Below are 17,926 nucleotides of genomic sequence, written 5' to 3'. Positions count from 1 at the left end.
CGATGGCACTTATAAGAAAAAACATTAAATGAACAATAAGCTCAACGCCATTTCCACCTTTCTGCGCGTCGCAGAAGCGGGTTCCTTTTCGGCAGCCGCTCGTCAGAGCGGAATGAAGCAGTCTGCCGTCAGCCAGCAGATTGCCGCCCTGGAACAGGAGCTCGGGGTGGTATTACTGCATCGGACAACGCGAATGATGAAGCTCACCGAGCAGGGTGAACGTTATCGCCGTGATATGCAGCTTTTGCTGGATGCCATGCAGGAAGCGGAGAAACGGTTGAACCCTGCCGATCATCAGTTTCAGGGCAGCGTCCATGTTCAGTTGCCAAGCGGTCTGGGGCAGATCGTTTTGCCCCCTCTGCTGGCGCTTCAGCGCCTGCATCCGGCGTTGCACCTGACGCTGTCCCTCGATGACCGCATCGCCGACCTGGTGAGCGAAGGGGTGGATGTCGCGCTACGCCTTAGCGCTGAGCCTCCGCAATCGCATGCGGCACGTCTGCTGATGCGGATTGAAACCGCGCTGTTCGCTGCTCCCGGCTTTCAGGCGGTACACTCCGTCAGCGAACTGGCGGCACATCCCCATGTGCGATTTAGCGGCATCCCACGGGATGCGCCTCTACGGTTGATCGCCGGTGAGGAAGCAATTGACGTGAAAGTGCATACCGTTTTTCGTGCCAACACCAGTGACGCCCTGTTACAGGCGCTGGAGTCAGGCCTCGGGATTGGCGGCATGCAGCTGCCGCTTGCGGCAAAGGCGTTGCAAGCCGGCACGCTGGTGCCGGTATTACCGGCCTGGCGGTTACCTGACCGGTATCTCTATGCCGTCTACCCCGACGCCCGCTTTATCCCACAACGCGTCAGAAGCGTGATACAGGTGATCGAACAAATCCTGCCGACGCTTGCCAAATAACCGGCGTCTACTTCGCTACCGGCAAATCCGCGTACCGCGTCGTATAAGCCGGTGACAACATCTCGCGCTTCATCGCCCAGGATTTCTCAATCCCCTGCCCGGCAAACCATATCTTCCCTTTCCCGGAATGATTCACGCTGTCGATCAGCGCCATCAGCGCCGCGCTGTTGGCGCGCAAACGGTTATCGTCAAATAAATTCAGCTGGGCGACGCCGCTACTGAAAAAGTCCGCCAGCATCACCCCCGCTTTCATGTAGCGATAGCCGTCAAGCCATATACGCCCCAGCGCATCGGTGGCGGCACGGATGATATCGCGCGAGTCATTGGTGGGCGTCATCAGGGTGACAGACGCCTGATTGCCGTAATAAATCTCGTTGTCCGCATGCGGGCTGGTACGTAAAAACACGCTGATAAAGCGACAATATTGATGCTCGCTGCGCAGCTTTTCCGCAGCCCGTTCAGCGTAGGCGCAAATGGCCTGGTGCATCTCCTCGTATTGCGTAATACGGTGTCCAAACGAGCGGCTACAGATAATCTGCTGCTTCGTGGGCGTAAACTCTTCCAGATCAAGACAGGGCTCGCCGCGCAGCTCGCGCGCCGTGCGCTCCAGGACAACGTTAAAATGTTTGCGGATGACCCACGAGGAAGCTTGTGCCAGATCCAGCGCCGTGGTGACGCCCATCGCATTAAGTTTTTTGGTAATGCGCCGCCCGACGCCCCACACCTCCTCTACCGGTACGCGCGCCAGCAGTTTACGCTGCCGCTCGCGATCCGATAAATCCACTACGCCTCCCGTGCTGCTCCACCGCTTTGCCGCATAGTTGGCCAGCTTCGCCAGCGTTTTCGTGGGGGCAATGCCTACGCCAACGGTTAATCCCGTATTTTTAAACACCTGCGTGCGCATATGATGACCAAACGCCTCCAGCGCCATGCAGTTGCTGACGCCAGCAACGTTCACAAACGCCTCATCAATGGAGTAAATCTCTATGGCCGGGGCGAAGTCGGTCAGCGTCTGCATCACCCGGCTGCTGAGATCGGCATAAAGCGCATAGTTCGAGCTAAAGACGTAAACCCGCGCGGGAAAGCGCTTCTCTTTGAATTTGAAATACGGCTCGCCCATTTTTATATCGAACTGCTTTGCCTCCCGCGACAGCGAAATAATGCAGCCGTCGTTATTGGAGACCACCACCACGGGTTTGCCCCGCAGATCGGGCCGAAACACCGTCTCGCAGGAGGCATAAAAGCTGTTCACATCAACCAGCGCGAACATGTTTATGCGTTTTGAGTGTGTGGGTGACAACACCGAAGATCTGCAGTTCCTCTTCGGACTGAAACGTGATCGGCTGATAGCGAACGTTATGCGGCACTAACCTCAGGATCGGGCGGGTCTGCAGCTCTTTGACCGTAAACTCACCCGCGACGGATGCCACCACAATATCCCCGTGCACGGCGTTTAACGAACGATCGACGACCAGCAGATCGCCATCGCCGATCCCAACGCCGATCATCGAGTCTCCGCTCACCTTCACAAAGTAGGTCGCGCTGGGATGCCTGACGGCCAGGCGGTTAAGATCGAGACGATCTTCCACATAATCCTGCGCCGGGCTTGGAAAACCACACGCTACGCGTTCTACAAATAACGGTAATTCAAGAGGTTGCTTTGGATAATAAGAAAAGAGAGTGTCCATAAATGCCTTTCTCGCCAGATACTGTATATAAATACAGTATTACGGATTATGGACAAGGATCAAGGTCCTTTACGGGGGTTACCCCAAACGCATTGAAGTGTGAGCGGATTTAATTCAGCCGTATCCTGCGCATCGGCGAAAGAATAGCCAGATAACGCCTGCGGCAACGACATCCAGGTTTCAACCGGTGCAAAAAAGCCCAAAGCACTGCTTTGGGCTTATGCTTGTCTGGCTTAATCCGCCAGCGAATTGAGCGTTTCCAGCGCGTCAGCCGGGAGCACCAGCTCCGCCGCCGCAAGATTTTGTCGCAGATGCGCCACGGAGGAGGTGCCGGGGATCAGCAGGATGTTCGGCGAACGTTGCAGCAACCACGCCAGCGCGACCTGCATTGCCGTTACGCCCAGCGAATCAGCGACCGCCTGCAGCCCGGATGATTGCAGGGGTGTAAAACCGCCCAGCGGGAAGAACGGCACATACGCAATCCCCTGCTGCGCCAGCGAATCCACCAGCGCATCATCGCCACGGTTCACGATGTTGTACATGTTCTGCACACACACCACCTGCACCATCTTCTGCGCTTCCGCAACCTGGGTGGCCGTGACGTTGCTCAGGCCAATATGGCGCACCAAACCTTGCTGTTGTAACTCGGCCAGCGTGGCGAGAGGTTCAGCAATTGAGCCTTCTGCTGGCCCGTGAGCGCTGAACATGATGCGCAGATTAACCACATCCAGCACATCCAGCTGCAGATTACGCAGGTTGTCATGTACCGCCTGCGTCAGTTCCTGCGCGGAGAAGGCCGGCAGCCAGGAAGCATCACTGCCGCGACGGGCACCAATCTTGGTGACGAGCGTCAGATCGTCGCGGTACGGATGAAGCGCCTCGCGGATCAGCTGGTTGGTGATATGCGGCCCGTAAAAATCGCTGGTATCAATGTGATTCACCCCAGCAGCCACCGCTTCGCGGAGCACATTCAGCGCGGCATTTTTGTCCTTTGGAGGACCAAACACGCCCGGCCCGGCAAGCTGCATCGCGCCATAGCCAAGCCGTTTAACCGTCCGCGACCCGAGTGCGTACGTCCCGCTTTTATCAATGCTGCTCATGTCGACCTTCCTCATAAAAATGATCCGGATTTACAACGAGTTCCTTAACAGACCCCGTAGTTAAGCGCGAGTTAAATTAAAGTTTAATTTCTCTACGACGATAGTATTTGTGTAACCCTGCATCTTCTCTAACGGACGACCGCTATGCTGAAAAATCTGCACGTGATTACCGGTATTATCTTTGCTCTCACCATATTCTGTCTGTTGCAAGTTGTCACGGGAGGGTTGTTCTACTCTGCCGTCAGCAACGACCGCCATAACTTCCAGAACTCCGGGGTGCTCAATGCCCAGCAGGAGAGCCTGAGCGACAGCGTGAACACGCTGATCAAAACGCGCGTCACCGTCACCCGCGTGGCGATCCGCTACCTGAAAAACCAGCGCGACCCGGCGTCCCTTGCGGCGATCAACAAACTGCTTGGCACCGCGACTGATTCTCTGGCTAAAGCGGAAGCCTATAACAAAGAGTGGCAGAAAATGCCGCAGGTTAACGGCCAGAACGCGGCATTAACCGACGAAATGCAGAAATCATGGAGCCAGATGCACGAAGTGATGCGTCTCTCCATTGCGTATCTGCGTGCCGACAACTACCAGGCCTATGGCGATCTGGATGCCCAACAGGCCCAGGACGATATGGAAGGGGTTTATAACCGCTGGCGCGCCGAAAACAACACCCTGCTGAAAGCCGCAACCGAAGAGAACCAGAGCAGCTTTACCCAGATGCAATGGACGCTGGCAGCGATCTTCCTGGCCGTTATCGCGGTGCTGGTGGTGATCTGGCAGGGTTTACAACACCTGCTGTTAAAACCGCTCCACATGATTATGAACCATATTCGCGCCATTGCGGGCGGCGATCTGACGCAGGATATCGCCCTGTCTGGCCGCAATGAGATGGGCCAACTGGCGGCGGGTCTGCATGAGATGCAGCAGTCGCTGGTGACCACCGTCAGCGCCGTGCGTGGTAGCACCGACTCCATTTACACAGGCGCAGGTGAAATAGCCGCCGGAAGCAACGATCTGTCTGCCCGCACCGAGCAACAGGCGGCTTCGCTGGAGGAGACGGCAGCCAGCATGGAAGAGCTGACAGCAACGGTTAAACAGAACTCCGACAACGCCCGTCAGGCTACGCTACTGGCGAAGAACGCTTCAGAAACGGCGGCCCGTGGCGGTCACGTGGTGGATAACGTTGTCCGTACCATGACCGAAATCGCCGACAGCTCGCAGCAAATTGCGCACATTACCGGCGTGATTGACAGCATTGCCTTCCAGACAAACATTCTGGCGCTTAACGCGGCGGTGGAAGCCGCGCGTGCCGGGGAGCAAGGTCGTGGCTTTGCGGTCGTCGCAGGTGAAGTCCGCACGCTGGCCAGCCGCAGTGCGCAGGCGGCGAAAGAGATCAAAGGGCTGATTGAGAACTCCGTCAGCCGGGTGAATACCGGTTCAGAGCAGGTCAGCGAAGCGGGCGCAACCATGAAGGAGATTGTCGCTGCCGTCACCCGCGTGACCGATATCATGGGCGAGATTTCGTCGGCGTCCGATGAACAGAGCCGCGGCATTGAACAGGTGAGCCTGGCCGTTTCGCAGATGGACAGCGTCACACAGCAAAACGCCGCGCTGGTACAGCAATCCGCCACGGCGGCGGCGGCCCTGGAAGATCAGTCGGAACAACTGCGCCAGGCTGTGGCAGCGTTTCGCCTGAACGGAAAGGAAAAAGCCACCGCGCCCCGCCCGGCCACGGTGAAAACCCCACAGCTGTTACGCCCGGCAACGGCCAACACCGCCACCGACAGCAACTGGGAAACCTTCTGAGTGACAGGCGGGCGAACGTCTCGCCCGCCAGAAGCACTTAACGGCTGCGCTTAGCGTGCCGTTCCCAGTTCTCCTGTTTCGCTTCGTCAGACTTTCGTAGCGAAACATAGCATGCTCCGCTGCCGCCGTGATGCGGCAGCGCCACGCAAAAGGCCTGCACTTCCTCGAACTCGGTTAACCAGCGCGCCAGATAGCTGCGTACCACGTTGGGATGGGCGTTCTGCTCCCGCCCTTTTCCATGAATGATCACCAGGTTACGTAATCCATCGCGTCCAGCCTGGCGGATAAAGGAAAACAGCATCTGCCGGCAACGCTCGGCGGGCTGGCGTAACAGATTTAAGCTGGCCTGGCGGGAATATTTACCCGAGCGGAGCTTATCAATAACGCCCTGTTGCACCCCTTCCCGTCTGAACGCCAGCGGCTCCTCCAGGGGCAGAAGTTCCAGGAAGCCCAGGGTCAGGAAGTTATCCAGTTGCTCGGTATCAATCTCCTGACGCGTCCGCGTGTTGCGGCTCGGCTGCCAGTGAATATCCGTGCAGCGCTTCAGGGGCTGGATACCCTCCATGGCGTCAAGAAAAAGTGATTTGTCGTCAGGGTTCATGGACATCCTCCCGCTACATCTGAGCCTGTACTATACCTGCGCCAGGCATGGGCCTCAATAACCGCCCCCCAGGATGAGGGCATAAATATTAACCTGATGAATATAAAAATTATTTCTCCACAAAAGTTAAACGCGACTTAACTTAAATTTCAGCACACATAAAACAGAAAGTTTAGGTTAAAAAAATGTGGAATCAATGATGCTAAAACATATCTTTTTGAGGGTTGGCTGTTATAATTAAATAAACCTGCTTCACGGATATAACATTCAGGATCTGCGAAGGGAAGCACTGCTGTGTGTTGTAGGGTCTGTCTGATGTCGGACAGGCTCTGTTTTTTTTATTTTACTCCCCGCTTCACTCCGATACTATTTTCCGCGCCTCTCTTCTGAATTGCGTAATTAACGATTCGGTCAGTGGTGTCTGACGAGAATCACGGCGCTGAATTAAATAATAGGCCGCTTTAGGTAGCGATTCGACAACGGGCAGCATAACCAGACGGTGCGCCAGCAGCGGGTCACAGCCCAGTTCCTTTGGCAGGATACTTAAAAAATCACTTTGTGCAACAAGACTAATGCAGGAAGAAAACGTTTCGCAGACAACGTCAATGCGCGGTATTTGCGAGCGATGAGTAAAAACATCTTCTAATTGCTTATAATAACTCCCGCGTGGCGTCGGCATTGTCCAGTTATAATTCAGCAATTCGGTAATGGATGTCGCGCCCGTCGCCGGATGCCCTTCCCGACAAAATACGGCGAAAGGCTTTTCAAACAATTTTTCAAACGTAAACTCATGATCGTACGGCCCCTGATAATAGGTGTTGATGGTGAAATCCAGCTCGCCCTGGCGTAATTCATTGATCATCGACACCAGTTGCCCTTCCATAATCCGGACTTTTACCTGCGGATGTTGTGCATGAAAGCGGGTGATCACCGCGGGCATAAGGCTTCGCGAAATACTGGCTCCCATTCCAATGTTAATCTGCCCGGCCAGTTCCCCCTGGCGCTGGCGGATATCATCCTGCGCCGCGCGTAACTCTTCCAGAATCAGCCTGGCGCGCGAGTAAAACCCTTCCCCACACTCGGTCAATGCGACGCCTTTACTCCTGCGCACAAAAAGCTGCGCCGCCATCCCCTCTTCCAGCTCTTTGATCGATTTGGTCAGCGCCGGTTGCGAAAGATTAAGCGTCCTGCTAGCACCGCGGATACTGCCCTGACGCGCGACTTCAACAAACGCCCGGATTTGATGAAATTTAATCTGAAATGACATAGCCCGACCGATAACCGTTGTTTATCAGAGTAAAGAAACTGTCATCTACTTTAATGGAAATGGATGTGCGAGGGTAATTCCTGAACGGTTAAAACTGTGAAAAAACGGTTAGTGATAAGTAAAAACTATCACAGCGTGAAGCAGTTCACATATTTTAATGATGACAGGAACAGATATGGAATCACTGGCGCAGTACATCCAGACATTAGCCCCACAACTGAGCGCATGGCGTCGCGATTTTCACCATTTCGCGGAGTCCGGATGGCTCGAATTTCGCACGGCGGCGAAAGTCGCGGAAATCTTAGACCAGCTGGGTTATTCGCTGGCGATGGGCCGCGACGTGGTGGACGCCGAAAGCCGTATGGGATTACCCGATGACGCCACGCTGGCGCGAGAGTTTGCTCGCGCCCGGGCGCAAGGCGCACCAGAGAAATGGCTGGCCCCGTTTGAAGGGGGATTTACCGGCATTGTGGCGACCCTGAATACCGGCCGCCCAGGCCCGACGCTGGCGTTTCGCGTGGATATGGACGCGCTGGATTTAAGCGAAGCACTCGATGACAGCCATCGCCCGTTCCGCGACGGGTTTGCCTCCTGCAACCCGGGGATGATGCACGCCTGCGGACACGATGGCCACACCACCATTGGTCTGGGGCTGGCGCACGTGCTTAAGCAGAATGAATCGCAACTCAATGGCACCATCAAACTGATCTTCCAGCCTGCCGAGGAAGGCACCCGAGGCGCTCGCGCCATGGTGGCCGCCGGGGCGCTCGACGACGTGGACTACTTCACCGCGATTCACATTGGCACCGGTGTGCCCGTCGGTGTGGTGATCTGCGGCAGCGATAACTTTATGGCCACCACCAAGTTCGATGCGCATTTTACCGGGGTTGCCGCACACGCCGGCGGTAAACCGGAGGACGGCCGTAATGCCCTGCTCGCCGCGGCTCAGGCCGCTATCGCGCTTCACAGCATTGCCCCACACAGCGAAGGTGCATCGCGGGTGAATGTCGGCGTGATGCAGGCCGGCAGCGGACGCAACGTCGTGCCGGCTAACGCCCTGCTCAAGGTAGAAACCCGCGGCGTAAGCGAAGCCATTAACCAGTACGTCTTTGAACGCGCGCAGGCTGTGATTACCGGTGCGGCGGCGCTCTACGGCGTGAGCGTCGAGATGCGTCTGATGGGCGCCGCCACCGCCAGTGCCCCTACACCGGCCTGGGTAGATTATCTGCGCCAGCAGGCAAGCCAGGTGACCGGCGTGGTGCAGGCCATTGACAGAGTCAACGCCCCCGCAGGTTCCGAAGACGCGACGCTGATGATGGCCCGCGTGCAGCAGAATGGCGGAATGGCGTCGTATATGGTGTTCGGTACCGAGTTAAGCGCAGGTCATCACAATGAAAAATTTGATTTTGATGAGCAGGTCATGAACCTCGCTATCGAAACGCTGGCGCGCACTGCGCTTAATTTCCCGTGGACGCGAGGTGTGTAATGCAGGAGAACTACGCTTTTATTGCCGATGCCATCGACACACGATGTCAGCTGTTAACCGACATTGCCGACGATATCTGGGATCACCCTGAAACGCGTTTTGAAGAGTTCTGGTCCGCGGAACGGATTGCCGGCGCGCTGGAAGCGGAAGGTTTCAATCTGACCCGTGAAGCCGGCGGGATTCCGAATGCCTTTATTGCCAGCTTCGGCAGCGGTAAACCCGTTATCGCCCTGCTGGGGGAATATGATGCTCTGGCCGGATTGAGCCAGCAGGCACACTGCGCGACGGCACAGTCCGCCACGCCGGGTGCCAACGGCCACGGCTGTGGCCACAATTTGCTGGGAACGGCAGCGCTGGCGGGTGCCATTGCGGTGAAAAGCTGGCTGGAGCAGCACGGGGGGAGCGGCACCGTGCGTTTCTACGGCTGTCCTGGTGAAGAAGGCGGTTCAGGGAAAACCTTTATGGTGCGCGAAGGTTTGTTTGATGACGTTGATGCCGCCGCCACCTGGCACCCTGAAGCATTTGCCGGCATGTTTAACGTCAGCACGCTGGCCAATATTCAGGCCGCCTGGCGGTTTCACGGCGTGGCGGCACATGCTGCTAACTCGCCACATCTGGGGCGTAGCGCGCTGGATGCCGTAACGCTGATGACCACCGGCACCAATTTCCTCAACGAACACATCATTGAGAAAGCGCGCGTTCATTACGCTATCACCGATACCGGTGGAATCTCACCCAACGTGGTGCAGGCGCAGGCTGAAGTGCTGTACCTGATCCGCGCGCCGGAAATGGCCGATGCGCAGCAGATCTACGAACGTATCGAGAAAATCGCTCAGGGCGCGGCAATGATGACCGAAACCACCGTTGCGTGTCGCTTTGATAAAGCCTGCTCCAGCTACCTGCCCAATCGCACGCTCGAAGCGGCGATGTATCGCGCCCTGCAGCATTACGGCACGCCGGAGTGGACGGAAGAGGAGCGCCAGTTTGCGCAGGATATTCGTGCCACGCTAACGCCAAATGACCTGCAAAACAGCCTGAAGAACATTGCCGCGACGGGGGGAGAAGCCGGTAACGCTTTTGCGCGCCGTCAGCAGGAGATGTTACTGACAGATGAGGTCGCACCTTACGCCATTACCGATAACGTACTGGCCGGGTCAACCGATGTGGGCGATGTCAGCTGGAAAATGCCGGTGGCACAGTGTTTCAGCCCCTGCTTTACCATCGGAACGCCTTTGCATACCTGGCAACTCGTGGCTCAGGGGCGAACCTCCATTGCTCATAAAGGCATGCTGCTGGCCGGTAAAGTGATGGGCGCAACCGCGCTAAATCTGCTCCAGGATGCAACGCTGCTGCAACAATGCCGGGAAGAGTTCGAACAACAAATCACCGAAAAGCCGTACATGTGTCCGATTCCGGCAGGCGTGACGCCGTCACCTTTAAAATAACAAAACACAACACAACAACACAACAACAGTCCCGAGGAACGCCCATGAGTATGTCTTCCATACCTTCGCATTCCCCATCCGGTAAGCTCTATGGCTGGGTTGAAAGGATCGGTAATAAAGTGCCGCACCCTTTCCTGCTTTTTATCTGGTTGATCGTGGTTTTGATGGTGGCGACAGCGGTGCTGTCCGCCTTTGATGTCAGCGTGCGCAGTCCGGCCGATGGCAGTCTGGTGGCGGTCAAGAACCTGTTGAGTGTCGAAGGGTTGCACTGGTTCTTACCGAATGTGGTTAAAAACTTCAGCGGCTTCGCCCCGCTGGGGGCCATTCTGGCGCTGGTACTGGGCGCCGGGCTTGCCGAGCGTGTCGGTCTGTTACCGGCGCTGATGGTGAAAATGGCCTCCCACGTCAGCGCACGTTACGCCAGCTACATGGTGCTGTTTATCGCCTTCTTTAGCCACATCTCCTCGGATGCCGCGCTGGTGATCATGCCGCCCATGGGCGCTCTGATTTTCCTCGCCGTCGGACGCCATCCCGTGGCGGGTCTGCTGTCGGCGATTGCGGGCGTAGGCTGCGGCTTTACCGCCAACCTGCTGATCGTGACCACCGATGTTCTGCTCTCAGGCATCAGCACGGAGGCGGCCAAAACCATCGACACCGCGATGCACGTCAGCGTCATCGACAACTGGTACTTTATGGCCAGCTCGGTGCTCCTGCTGACCCTGGTGGGCGGACTGATTACCGATAAACTCATTGAGCCGCGTTTAGGGAAATGGGAAGGCCGAAGCGATGAGAAGCTGGAGACGCTGAGTAAAGAGCAACGCGTTGGCCTGCGCGTGGCAGGCGTGGTCTCGCTGGCGTTTATTGCCGCGGTCGCGCTGATGGTGGTACCGGAAAACGGCATCCTGCGCGATCCGGTTAAACATACCGTTCTCCCCTCGCCGTTTATTCAGGGCATTGTGCCGCTGATTATTCTGTTTTTCTTTGTCGTTTCGCTCGCCTATGGGATCGCCACCGGCAAAATTCGCCGTCAGGGCGATCTGCCGCAGTTGATGATCGAACCCATGAAAGAGATGGCGGGCTTTATTGTGATGGTGTTCCCGCTGGCGCAGTTCGTGGCGATGTTTAACTGGAGCAACATGGGCAAATTTATGGCCGTGGGTCTGACCGATGCGCTGGAAGCGGCGGGGTTAAGCGGCGTCCCGGCATTTGTCGGCCTTGCGCTGCTGTCGTCACTGCTGTGCATGTTTATCGCCAGCGGCTCGGCTATCTGGTCGATTCTGGCCCCCATCTTTGTGCCGATGTTTATGATGCTGGGGTTCCACCCGGCGTTTGCCCAGATCCTGTTCCGTATCGCAGACTCCTCCGTCATCCCCCTGGCACCGGTCTCACCGTTTGTTCCGCTGTTTTTAGGCTTCCTGCAGCGCTATAAACCAGAGGCAAAACTGGGTACCTACTATTCGCTGGTTTTACCCTATCCGCTTATCTTTTTAGGGGTATGGCTGGTGATGCTGGTGGCATGGTATCTTGTCGGTCTGCCGATTGGGCCGGGGATTTACCCAAGGCTGCACTAAAGGATTAACGATGCTGAGATTACTCGAAGATAAAATTGCCACGCCGCTTGGTCCACTGTGGGTGATTGCAGACGAGCAGTTCTGTCTGCGCGCCGTTGAATGGGAAGAACACAGCGACAGGATGGACACGTTGCTCAACGTGCACTATCGCGCGCAGGGTTATGAACGTATCAGCGCCACCAACCCCGGCGGCCTGAGCGACAAACTGACGGCGTACTTCGAGGGCGATCTCAGCATCATTGACACCCTGCCGACCGCCACGGCAGGCACACCTTTCCAGCGCGAAGTCTGGCAGGCGCTGCGCAGTATTCCGTGCGGACAGGTCATGCATTACGGCCAGCTCGCCGGACAACTCGGCCGTGCCGGCGCGGCCCGCGCGGTCGGCGCGGCAAATGGCGCTAACCCCGTCAGTATTGTGGTCCCCTGCCACCGCGTGATTGGCCGCAACGGCACCCTGACCGGCTATGCCGGTGGCGTGCAGCGCAAGGAGTGGTTACTGCGTCACGAGGGGTATCTCCTGCTCTAGTTTCCAGGCTTTTAGTGCTTAATTTTCTTCCGGTTAGGCTAAAAATCCATAATCAAGCTGTGGAATTTCAAGAAGATGGCAACAGGTTGCCGTCTCTTGTCCTTATTGATGGTTTGGCAGGCTTACGTACTTACCAAAAAGATGTTAAAATTGACCAATATCAATTAAGGCTTGAGCAAACCTATGATCCCGGAAAAGCGAATTATACGACGCATTCAGTCTGGCGGTTGTGCTATCCATTGCCAGGATTGCAGCATCAGCCAGCTCTGTATCCCGTTTACCCTGAATGAGCATGAACTCGATCAGCTTGATAATATCATCGAGCGCAAAAAGCCTATTCAGAAAGGGCAGACGCTGTTTAAAGCGGGAGACGAACTGAAATCGCTCTATGCTATCCGTTCTGGCACCATCAAAAGCTACACCATCACTGAACAGGGTGATGAGCAGATCACCGGCTTCCATCTGGCGGGTGACCTGGTTGGCTTTGATGCCATCGGTACTGGCCATCACCCGAGCTTTGCTCAGGCGCTGGAAACCTCAATGGTTTGCGAAATTCCGTTTGAAACGCTGGACGATCTCTCAGGCAAAATGCCCAATCTGCGTCAGCAGATGATGCGTCTGATGAGCGGTGAGATCAAAGGCGATCAGGACATGATTCTGCTGCTTTCCAAAAAGAATGCAGAAGAACGCCTGGCCGCGTTTATCTATAACCTCTCACGCCGCTTCGCGGAGCGCGGTTTCTCCCCGCGTGAATTCCGTCTGACCATGACGCGTGGCGATATCGGTAACTACCTGGGCCTGACCGTGGAAACCATCAGCCGTCTGCTGGGTCGTTTCCAGAAAAGCGGAATGCTGGCCGTTAAGGGTAAATACATTACCATCGAAAACGGTGAAGCTCTGGCCGTTCTTGCCGGTCACTCCCGCAACGTGGCATAACGCCCCCGCATGATTGATGCCAGACCGATAAATTTTTATGATTTATTGGTCTGGTACGTCACCACTTCCGTTTCACCACGTTTCCCTGGCACCGCCCCACTCAGTCCCTGAAAGGTTCTTGTTGAGGTTATGAATTGAGAGAAAGTTTATTTTTCGTTTCAGTCGTTATCGCCTCAGTGACCTTCATATTCATCTGGATCATGCTTGTCGGGCCAATGAAGGGTGAAGAAAAAACCTACGTACAGGATTCAACGACGTTTGCGATTGCGGTGATGGTACTGCTGTTGATTGCCTTTATCGCGGTAACAACAACGGTTCTTTTTCTGTGACAGATTTTCATGATTTATTGATCTGACAAAAACTTCCCCCCTGTTTCATTCAAGATATATAGGTTACTCTTTTAATTACAGACTGTGGTGACAGTAGTAAGGAGACCTGTATGGCAAAGTATCAAAACATGCTGGTGGCTATCGATCCTAACCAGGACGATCAGCCGGCATTACGACGTGCTGTGTATCTACATCAACGGATTGGTGGCAAAATCAAAGCGTTTTTGCCGATCTATGACTTCTCATATGAGATGACCACCCTTCTGTCGCCTGACGAACGCACCGCAATGCGTCAGGGAGTGATCAGCCAGCGTACCGCGTGGATCCGTGAACAGGCCAAATATTACCTAGAAGCGGGTGTTCCTATCGATATTAAAGTGGTCTGGCATAACCGACCTTTCGAAGCCATTATCCAGGAAGTGGTCGCCGGTGGGCACGACCTGTTGCTGAAAATGGCGCACCAGCACGACAAGCTGGAATCCGTGATCTTTACCCCTACCGACTGGCACCTGCTGCGTAAATGCCCTTGCCCGGTGTGGATGGTAAAAGACCAGCCGTGGCCAGAAGGCGGCAAGGCCGTCGTGGCTGTCAACCTGGCGAGCGAGGAGGATTACCACAATTCGCTCAATGAAAAGCTGGTCAAGGAGACGATCCAGCTTGCCGAGCAGGTTAACCACACTGAAGTCCATCTGGTGGGCGCTTACCCGGTAACACCGATTAATATTGCCATCGAGCTGCCTGAATTTGACCCGAGCGTGTATAACGATGCGATCCGGGGGCAGCACCTGCTGGCCATGAAGGCGTTACGCCAGAAATTCAGCATCGATGAGAAAATGACACATGTGGAAAAAGGGTTGCCTGAAGAGGTGATCCCGGATTTAGCAGAACATCTGCAGGCGGGGATTGTGGTACTGGGTACCATTGGCCGGACCGGTATTTCTGCCGCGTTCCTGGGCAATACCGCCGAACAGGTGATCGACCATCTGCGCTGTGACCTGCTGGTCATCAAGCCGGATGAGTATCAGACACCGGTTGAACTGGACGACCCGGAAGACGACTAAGTTCAGACATAAAAAAACCGCCGGAAACGGCGGTTTTTTTTGTCGCTGATTTACAGCGATTTTAGAATCGCATCGACACTGGCTTTTGCATCGCCAAACAGCATGTGCGTGTTCTCTTTGAAGAACAGCGGGTTCTGAACCCCTGCATAACCGGTATTCATGGAACGTTTGAAGACAATCACGTTCTGCGCCTTCCACACTTCCAGAACCGGCATACCGGCGATTGGGCTACGCGGATCGTCCTGCGCCGCCGGGTTAACGGTGTCGTTGGCACCAATAACCAGGACGGTGTCGGTATCGGTGAAATCATCGTTGATCTCATCCATCTCCAGCACGATGTCGTAAGGCACTTTCGCTTCCGCGAGCAGCACGTTCATGTGGCCTGGCAGACGCCCCGCTACCGGGTGAATGCCAAAGCGAACCTTGATACCACGCGCACGCAGCTTCTCGGTGATCTCCGCAACCGGATACTGAGCCTGTGCCACCGCCATGCCGTAGCCTGGGGTAATGATGACCGAGTGTGAGTTTTTCAGCATCTCTGCGGTATCTTCCGCGGTGATCTCACGGTGCTCACCCACTTCTTCGTCAGAACCGGTTGAGGAGCCGTCAGAACCAAAGCCACCCGCGATAACGCTGATAAACGAACGGTTCATCGCCTTACACATGATGTAAGACAGGATCGCACCAGAAGAACCGACCAGCGCACCGGTGACGATCAACAGATCGTTGCTCAGCATGAAGCCAGCTGCCGCCGCGGCCCAACCGGAGTAGGAGTTCAGCATGGAGACAACCACTGGCATATCGGCACCACCAATGGAGGCCACCAGGTGCCAGCCAAAGGCCAGAGCAATCAGGGTCATCACCAGTAACGCCAGCACCTGCAGGCCCACGCTTTCAGTGCGCACGAAGACCACCAGCAGCACAAAGGACACGACCAGCGCCGCCAGGTTCAGCTTGTGACGGTTTGGCAGCATCAGCGGTTTAGAAGAGATCTTACCGCGCAGTTTGCCGAACGCGACAATTGAGCCGGTGAAGGTCACCGCACCAATGAAGATGCCGAGGAACACTTCCGTCAGATGGATATTGACCAGAATCGGTTCCAGACCGGGTGTGTGGTACAGGTAGCTGTTGAAGCCCACCAGCACCGCCGCCAGCCCCACAAAGCTGTGCAGAATGGCCACCAGCTCCGGCATCTCGGTCATTTCAACGCGTTTCGCCAGGCGAATACCAATCGCGCCACCGATGATCATCGCCACCAGGATCCATGCAACGTTGCCGGTGTCCGGCCCGAAGATGGTGGCAATCAGCGCAATCGCCATCCCGGCGATACCAAAGTTATTTCCCTGCTGAGACGTTTCGTGTTTGGAAAGTCCCGCCAGACTGAAAATAAACAGGATTGCAGCAACAATGTATGCGGCTGTGACTAATCCTCCAGACATATGCTACCCCTTAGCCTTTACGAAACATTTTCAGCATGCGCTGAGTCACGGTGAACCCACCGAAAATATTGATACTGGCGATCAGCACCGCGATAAAGCTCAGGAAGCTTACCCAGCCGCCGTGGCCAATCTGCAGCAGCGCCCCGACCACGATAATCCCGGAGATGGCGTTAGTGACCGACATCAGTGGCGTATGCAGCGCATGAGAGACATTCCACACGACGTAGTACCCCACCACACACGAGAGCGCGAAGACGGTAAAGTGGCCGAGGAATTCTTTCGGCGCGACATCTGCCAGCCAGCCAAACAGAATAATGACCAGCGCCATGATCGCGTACTTGCGCCACGGAGAAGCCGGTTTAGCTGGCTCTTTAGGCTCAGGTGCCGTTTTCGGTGCCGACTGAGGCTGCGCGGACACCTGAATCGGTGGCGCAGGCCAGGTGATTTCGCCTTCACGCACCACCGTTACGCCACGCACAACAACATCGTCAAAATCAACGGTGATGTTGCCGTCTTTCTCTTTGCAGAGCAGTTTCAGCAGGTTAACAAGGTTGGTACCGTACAGCTGAGAAGACTGGGTTGGCAGACGGCCCGGCAAATCGGTATACCCGATCACCTTCACGCCGTTAGCAGTTGTGGTCACCTGATTTGGCACGGTGTATTCACAGTTGCCACCGTTCTGCGACGCCAGGTCGACGATCACGCTGCCCGACTTCATTGAGTCAACCATCTCACGGGTAATCAGCTTCGGCGCGGGTTTACCGGGGATAAGCGCGGTAGTGACAATGATGTCGACATCTTTGGCCTGCGCGGCGAAGAGTTCCATTTCCGCTTTTATAAAGGCTTCGGACATGACCTTCGCGTAACCGTCACCGCTGCCCGCTTCTTCCTTGAAGTCCAGCTCAAGGAATTCGGCACCCATACTTTGGACTTGTTCTTTTACTTCAGGACGGGTGTCAAAAGCGCGTACGATAGCGCCCAGGCTGTTTGCCGCGCCGATAGCCGCAAGACCCGCCACGCCCGCGCCAATCACCATCACTTTCGCCGGAGGCACTTTCCCTGCCGCGGTGATCTGACCGGTAAAGAAGCGACCAAACTCATGCGCCGCCTCAACAATCGCGCGGTAACCGGCAATATTCGCCATGGAACTTAAGGCATCCAGCGACTGCGCGCGCGAAATACGCGGCACGGAGTCCATGGCCATCACGGTCACGCCACGTGCTGCCAGCTTCTCCATCAACTCAGGATTCTGTGCAGGCCAGATGAAGCTCACCAGCGTCGTGCCAGGATTCAGCAGTTCAATCTCGCTCTCTTCCGGCGCATTAACCTTGAGAATAACGGGCGACTGCCAGACTTCAGCACCGTCCACCACTTCCGCGCCAGCCTGAATAAAGGCCTCGTCATCGAAACTCGCCAGTTTGCCCGCGCCGCGTTCAACTGCGACGGTAAAACCCAGTTTAAGCAGTTGCTCCACCGTTTTCGGTGTTGCCGCTACGCGGGTTTCATTGGCTAACCGTTCTTTTGGTACCCCAATACGCATAGTTTTCCCTTCCATCGGTTTTTGATGATGGTTTGTCGATAAATGCCCGCGGTTTGTATCAACTTTCGCCAGCAGGACAGCGACGACATATGATTAACCCCAGAAAATAAAACAGTAACAAACTTTCTATAACCTACTGAAAATAACGCCCGTGATCTACCGCCAGAAAACACTATTTCTTACTTTATCTGTGAAAAATAAGTGATCTGCGTCGCTGACAG

The 17,926-nt window shown here is 55.6% G+C and carries 15 protein-coding genes; 8 read left to right on the top strand and 7 right to left on the bottom strand.

All coding sequences use genetic code 11. From position 1 onward, the window contains the following. The first annotated feature begins 28 nt into the window (after positions 1-28). Positions 29-910: a LysR family transcriptional regulator gene (locus tag BJ887_RS17915; RefSeq protein WP_121340218.1), complete on the top strand. Its 882-nt coding sequence runs from the start codon at positions 29-31 to the stop codon at positions 908-910. A 7-nt stretch (positions 911-917) separates the two neighbouring features. Here BJ887_RS17915 and umuC read toward each other — a convergent pair whose 3' ends face one another. The 3 genes from umuC to BJ887_RS17900 all read right to left on the bottom strand — a co-directional run bounded on the left by umuC (position 918) and on the right by BJ887_RS17900 (position 3,698). Next, on the bottom strand, positions 918-2,180 hold the full coding sequence (gene umuC, locus BJ887_RS17910) for a translesion error-prone DNA polymerase V subunit UmuC (RefSeq protein ID WP_121340217.1): 1,263 nt from the start codon (positions 2,178-2,180) through the stop codon (positions 918-920). Beyond that, positions 2,164-2,598 carry a translesion error-prone DNA polymerase V autoproteolytic subunit gene (gene umuD, locus BJ887_RS17905; protein ID WP_014169838.1) on the bottom strand — a complete coding sequence of 145 codons (435 nt, stop codon included), beginning with the start codon at positions 2,596-2,598 and terminating at the stop codon, positions 2,164-2,166. The genes umuC and umuD overlap by 17 nt, the downstream gene beginning before the upstream one ends. A gap of 233 nt (positions 2,599-2,831) precedes the next feature. Then, positions 2,832-3,698: an aldo/keto reductase family oxidoreductase gene (locus tag BJ887_RS17900; protein ID WP_032678040.1), complete on the bottom strand. Its 867-nt coding sequence runs from the start codon at positions 3,696-3,698 to the stop codon at positions 2,832-2,834. A 144-nt stretch (positions 3,699-3,842) separates the two neighbouring features. On the opposite strand from BJ887_RS17900, the gene BJ887_RS17895 reads away from it, so the two are divergent. Continuing rightward, entirely contained in the window at positions 3,843-5,504 is a 1,662-nt protein-coding gene (locus BJ887_RS17895; protein ID WP_121340216.1) for a methyl-accepting chemotaxis protein, read from the top strand. Positions 5,505-5,541: 37 nt separating this feature from the next. On the opposite strand, the gene smrA is transcribed toward BJ887_RS17895, so the two are convergent. Beyond that, entirely contained in the window at positions 5,542-6,105 is a 564-nt protein-coding gene (smrA, locus tag BJ887_RS17890; protein ID WP_020884302.1) for a DNA endonuclease SmrA, read from the bottom strand. 355 nt (positions 6,106-6,460) lie between these two features. Next, positions 6,461-7,372, bottom strand: coding sequence for a LysR family transcriptional regulator (locus BJ887_RS17885; protein ID WP_014169834.1), 912 nt, complete (start codon positions 7,370-7,372; stop codon positions 6,461-6,463). Positions 7,373-7,547: 175 nt separating this feature from the next. On the opposite strand from BJ887_RS17885, the gene BJ887_RS17880 reads away from it, so the two are divergent. The 6 genes from BJ887_RS17880 (at position 7,548) to uspE (ending at position 14,726) form a co-directional block, all read left to right on the top strand. Beyond that, a complete protein-coding gene (locus BJ887_RS17880) occupies positions 7,548-8,858 on the top strand; it encodes a M20 family metallo-hydrolase (protein WP_121340215.1) in 1,311 nt (436 codons plus the stop codon). After that, the gene (locus BJ887_RS17875; RefSeq protein WP_121340214.1) at positions 8,858-10,303 is read left to right on the top strand and encodes a M20 family metallopeptidase; all 1,446 of its coding nucleotides are present in this window, start codon (positions 8,858-8,860) and stop codon (positions 10,301-10,303) included. The genes BJ887_RS17880 and BJ887_RS17875 overlap by 1 nt, the downstream gene beginning before the upstream one ends. A 44-nt stretch (positions 10,304-10,347) precedes the next feature. Continuing rightward, positions 10,348-11,874, top strand: coding sequence for a p-aminobenzoyl-glutamate transporter (gene abgT / locus BJ887_RS17870; RefSeq protein WP_121340213.1), 1,527 nt, complete (start codon positions 10,348-10,350; stop codon positions 11,872-11,874). Positions 11,875-11,884: 10 nt separating this feature from the next. Beyond that, a complete protein-coding gene (gene ogt, locus BJ887_RS17865) occupies positions 11,885-12,400 on the top strand; it encodes a methylated-DNA--[protein]-cysteine S-methyltransferase (RefSeq protein WP_020884306.1) in 516 nt (171 codons plus the stop codon). Between the two features lie 183 nt (positions 12,401-12,583). Beyond that, positions 12,584-13,336 (top strand): fumarate/nitrate reduction transcriptional regulator Fnr, encoded by a 753-nt coding sequence (gene fnr / locus BJ887_RS17860; protein WP_014070017.1) that lies wholly within the window; start codon positions 12,584-12,586, stop codon positions 13,334-13,336. Between the two features lie 439 nt (positions 13,337-13,775). Continuing rightward, a complete protein-coding gene (uspE, locus tag BJ887_RS17850; RefSeq protein ID WP_014169827.1) occupies positions 13,776-14,726 on the top strand; it encodes a universal stress protein UspE in 951 nt (316 codons plus the stop codon). A gap of 50 nt (positions 14,727-14,776) precedes the next feature. On the opposite strand, the gene pntB is transcribed toward uspE, so the two are convergent. Both pntB and pntA read right to left on the bottom strand, forming a co-directional pair. After that, on the bottom strand, positions 14,777-16,165 hold the full coding sequence (gene pntB, locus BJ887_RS17845) for a Re/Si-specific NAD(P)(+) transhydrogenase subunit beta (protein ID WP_025204333.1): 1,389 nt from the start codon (positions 16,163-16,165) through the stop codon (positions 14,777-14,779). A gap of 10 nt (positions 16,166-16,175) precedes the next feature. Then, positions 16,176-17,705, bottom strand: a complete 1,530-nt coding sequence (pntA, locus tag BJ887_RS17840; protein WP_121340212.1) for a Re/Si-specific NAD(P)(+) transhydrogenase subunit alpha — start codon at positions 17,703-17,705, stop codon at positions 16,176-16,178. Positions 17,706-17,926: the final 221 nt, after the last annotated feature.

The organism is Enterobacter sp. WPR_3_1 (genome assembly GCF_003635055.1).
GTDB classification, from domain to species: Bacteria; Pseudomonadota; Gammaproteobacteria; order Enterobacterales; family Enterobacteriaceae; genus Enterobacter; species Enterobacter ludwigii.
Note: the sequence above shows the minus strand (reverse complement) of the source record. Positions and strands in the feature narration are given on the sequence as shown.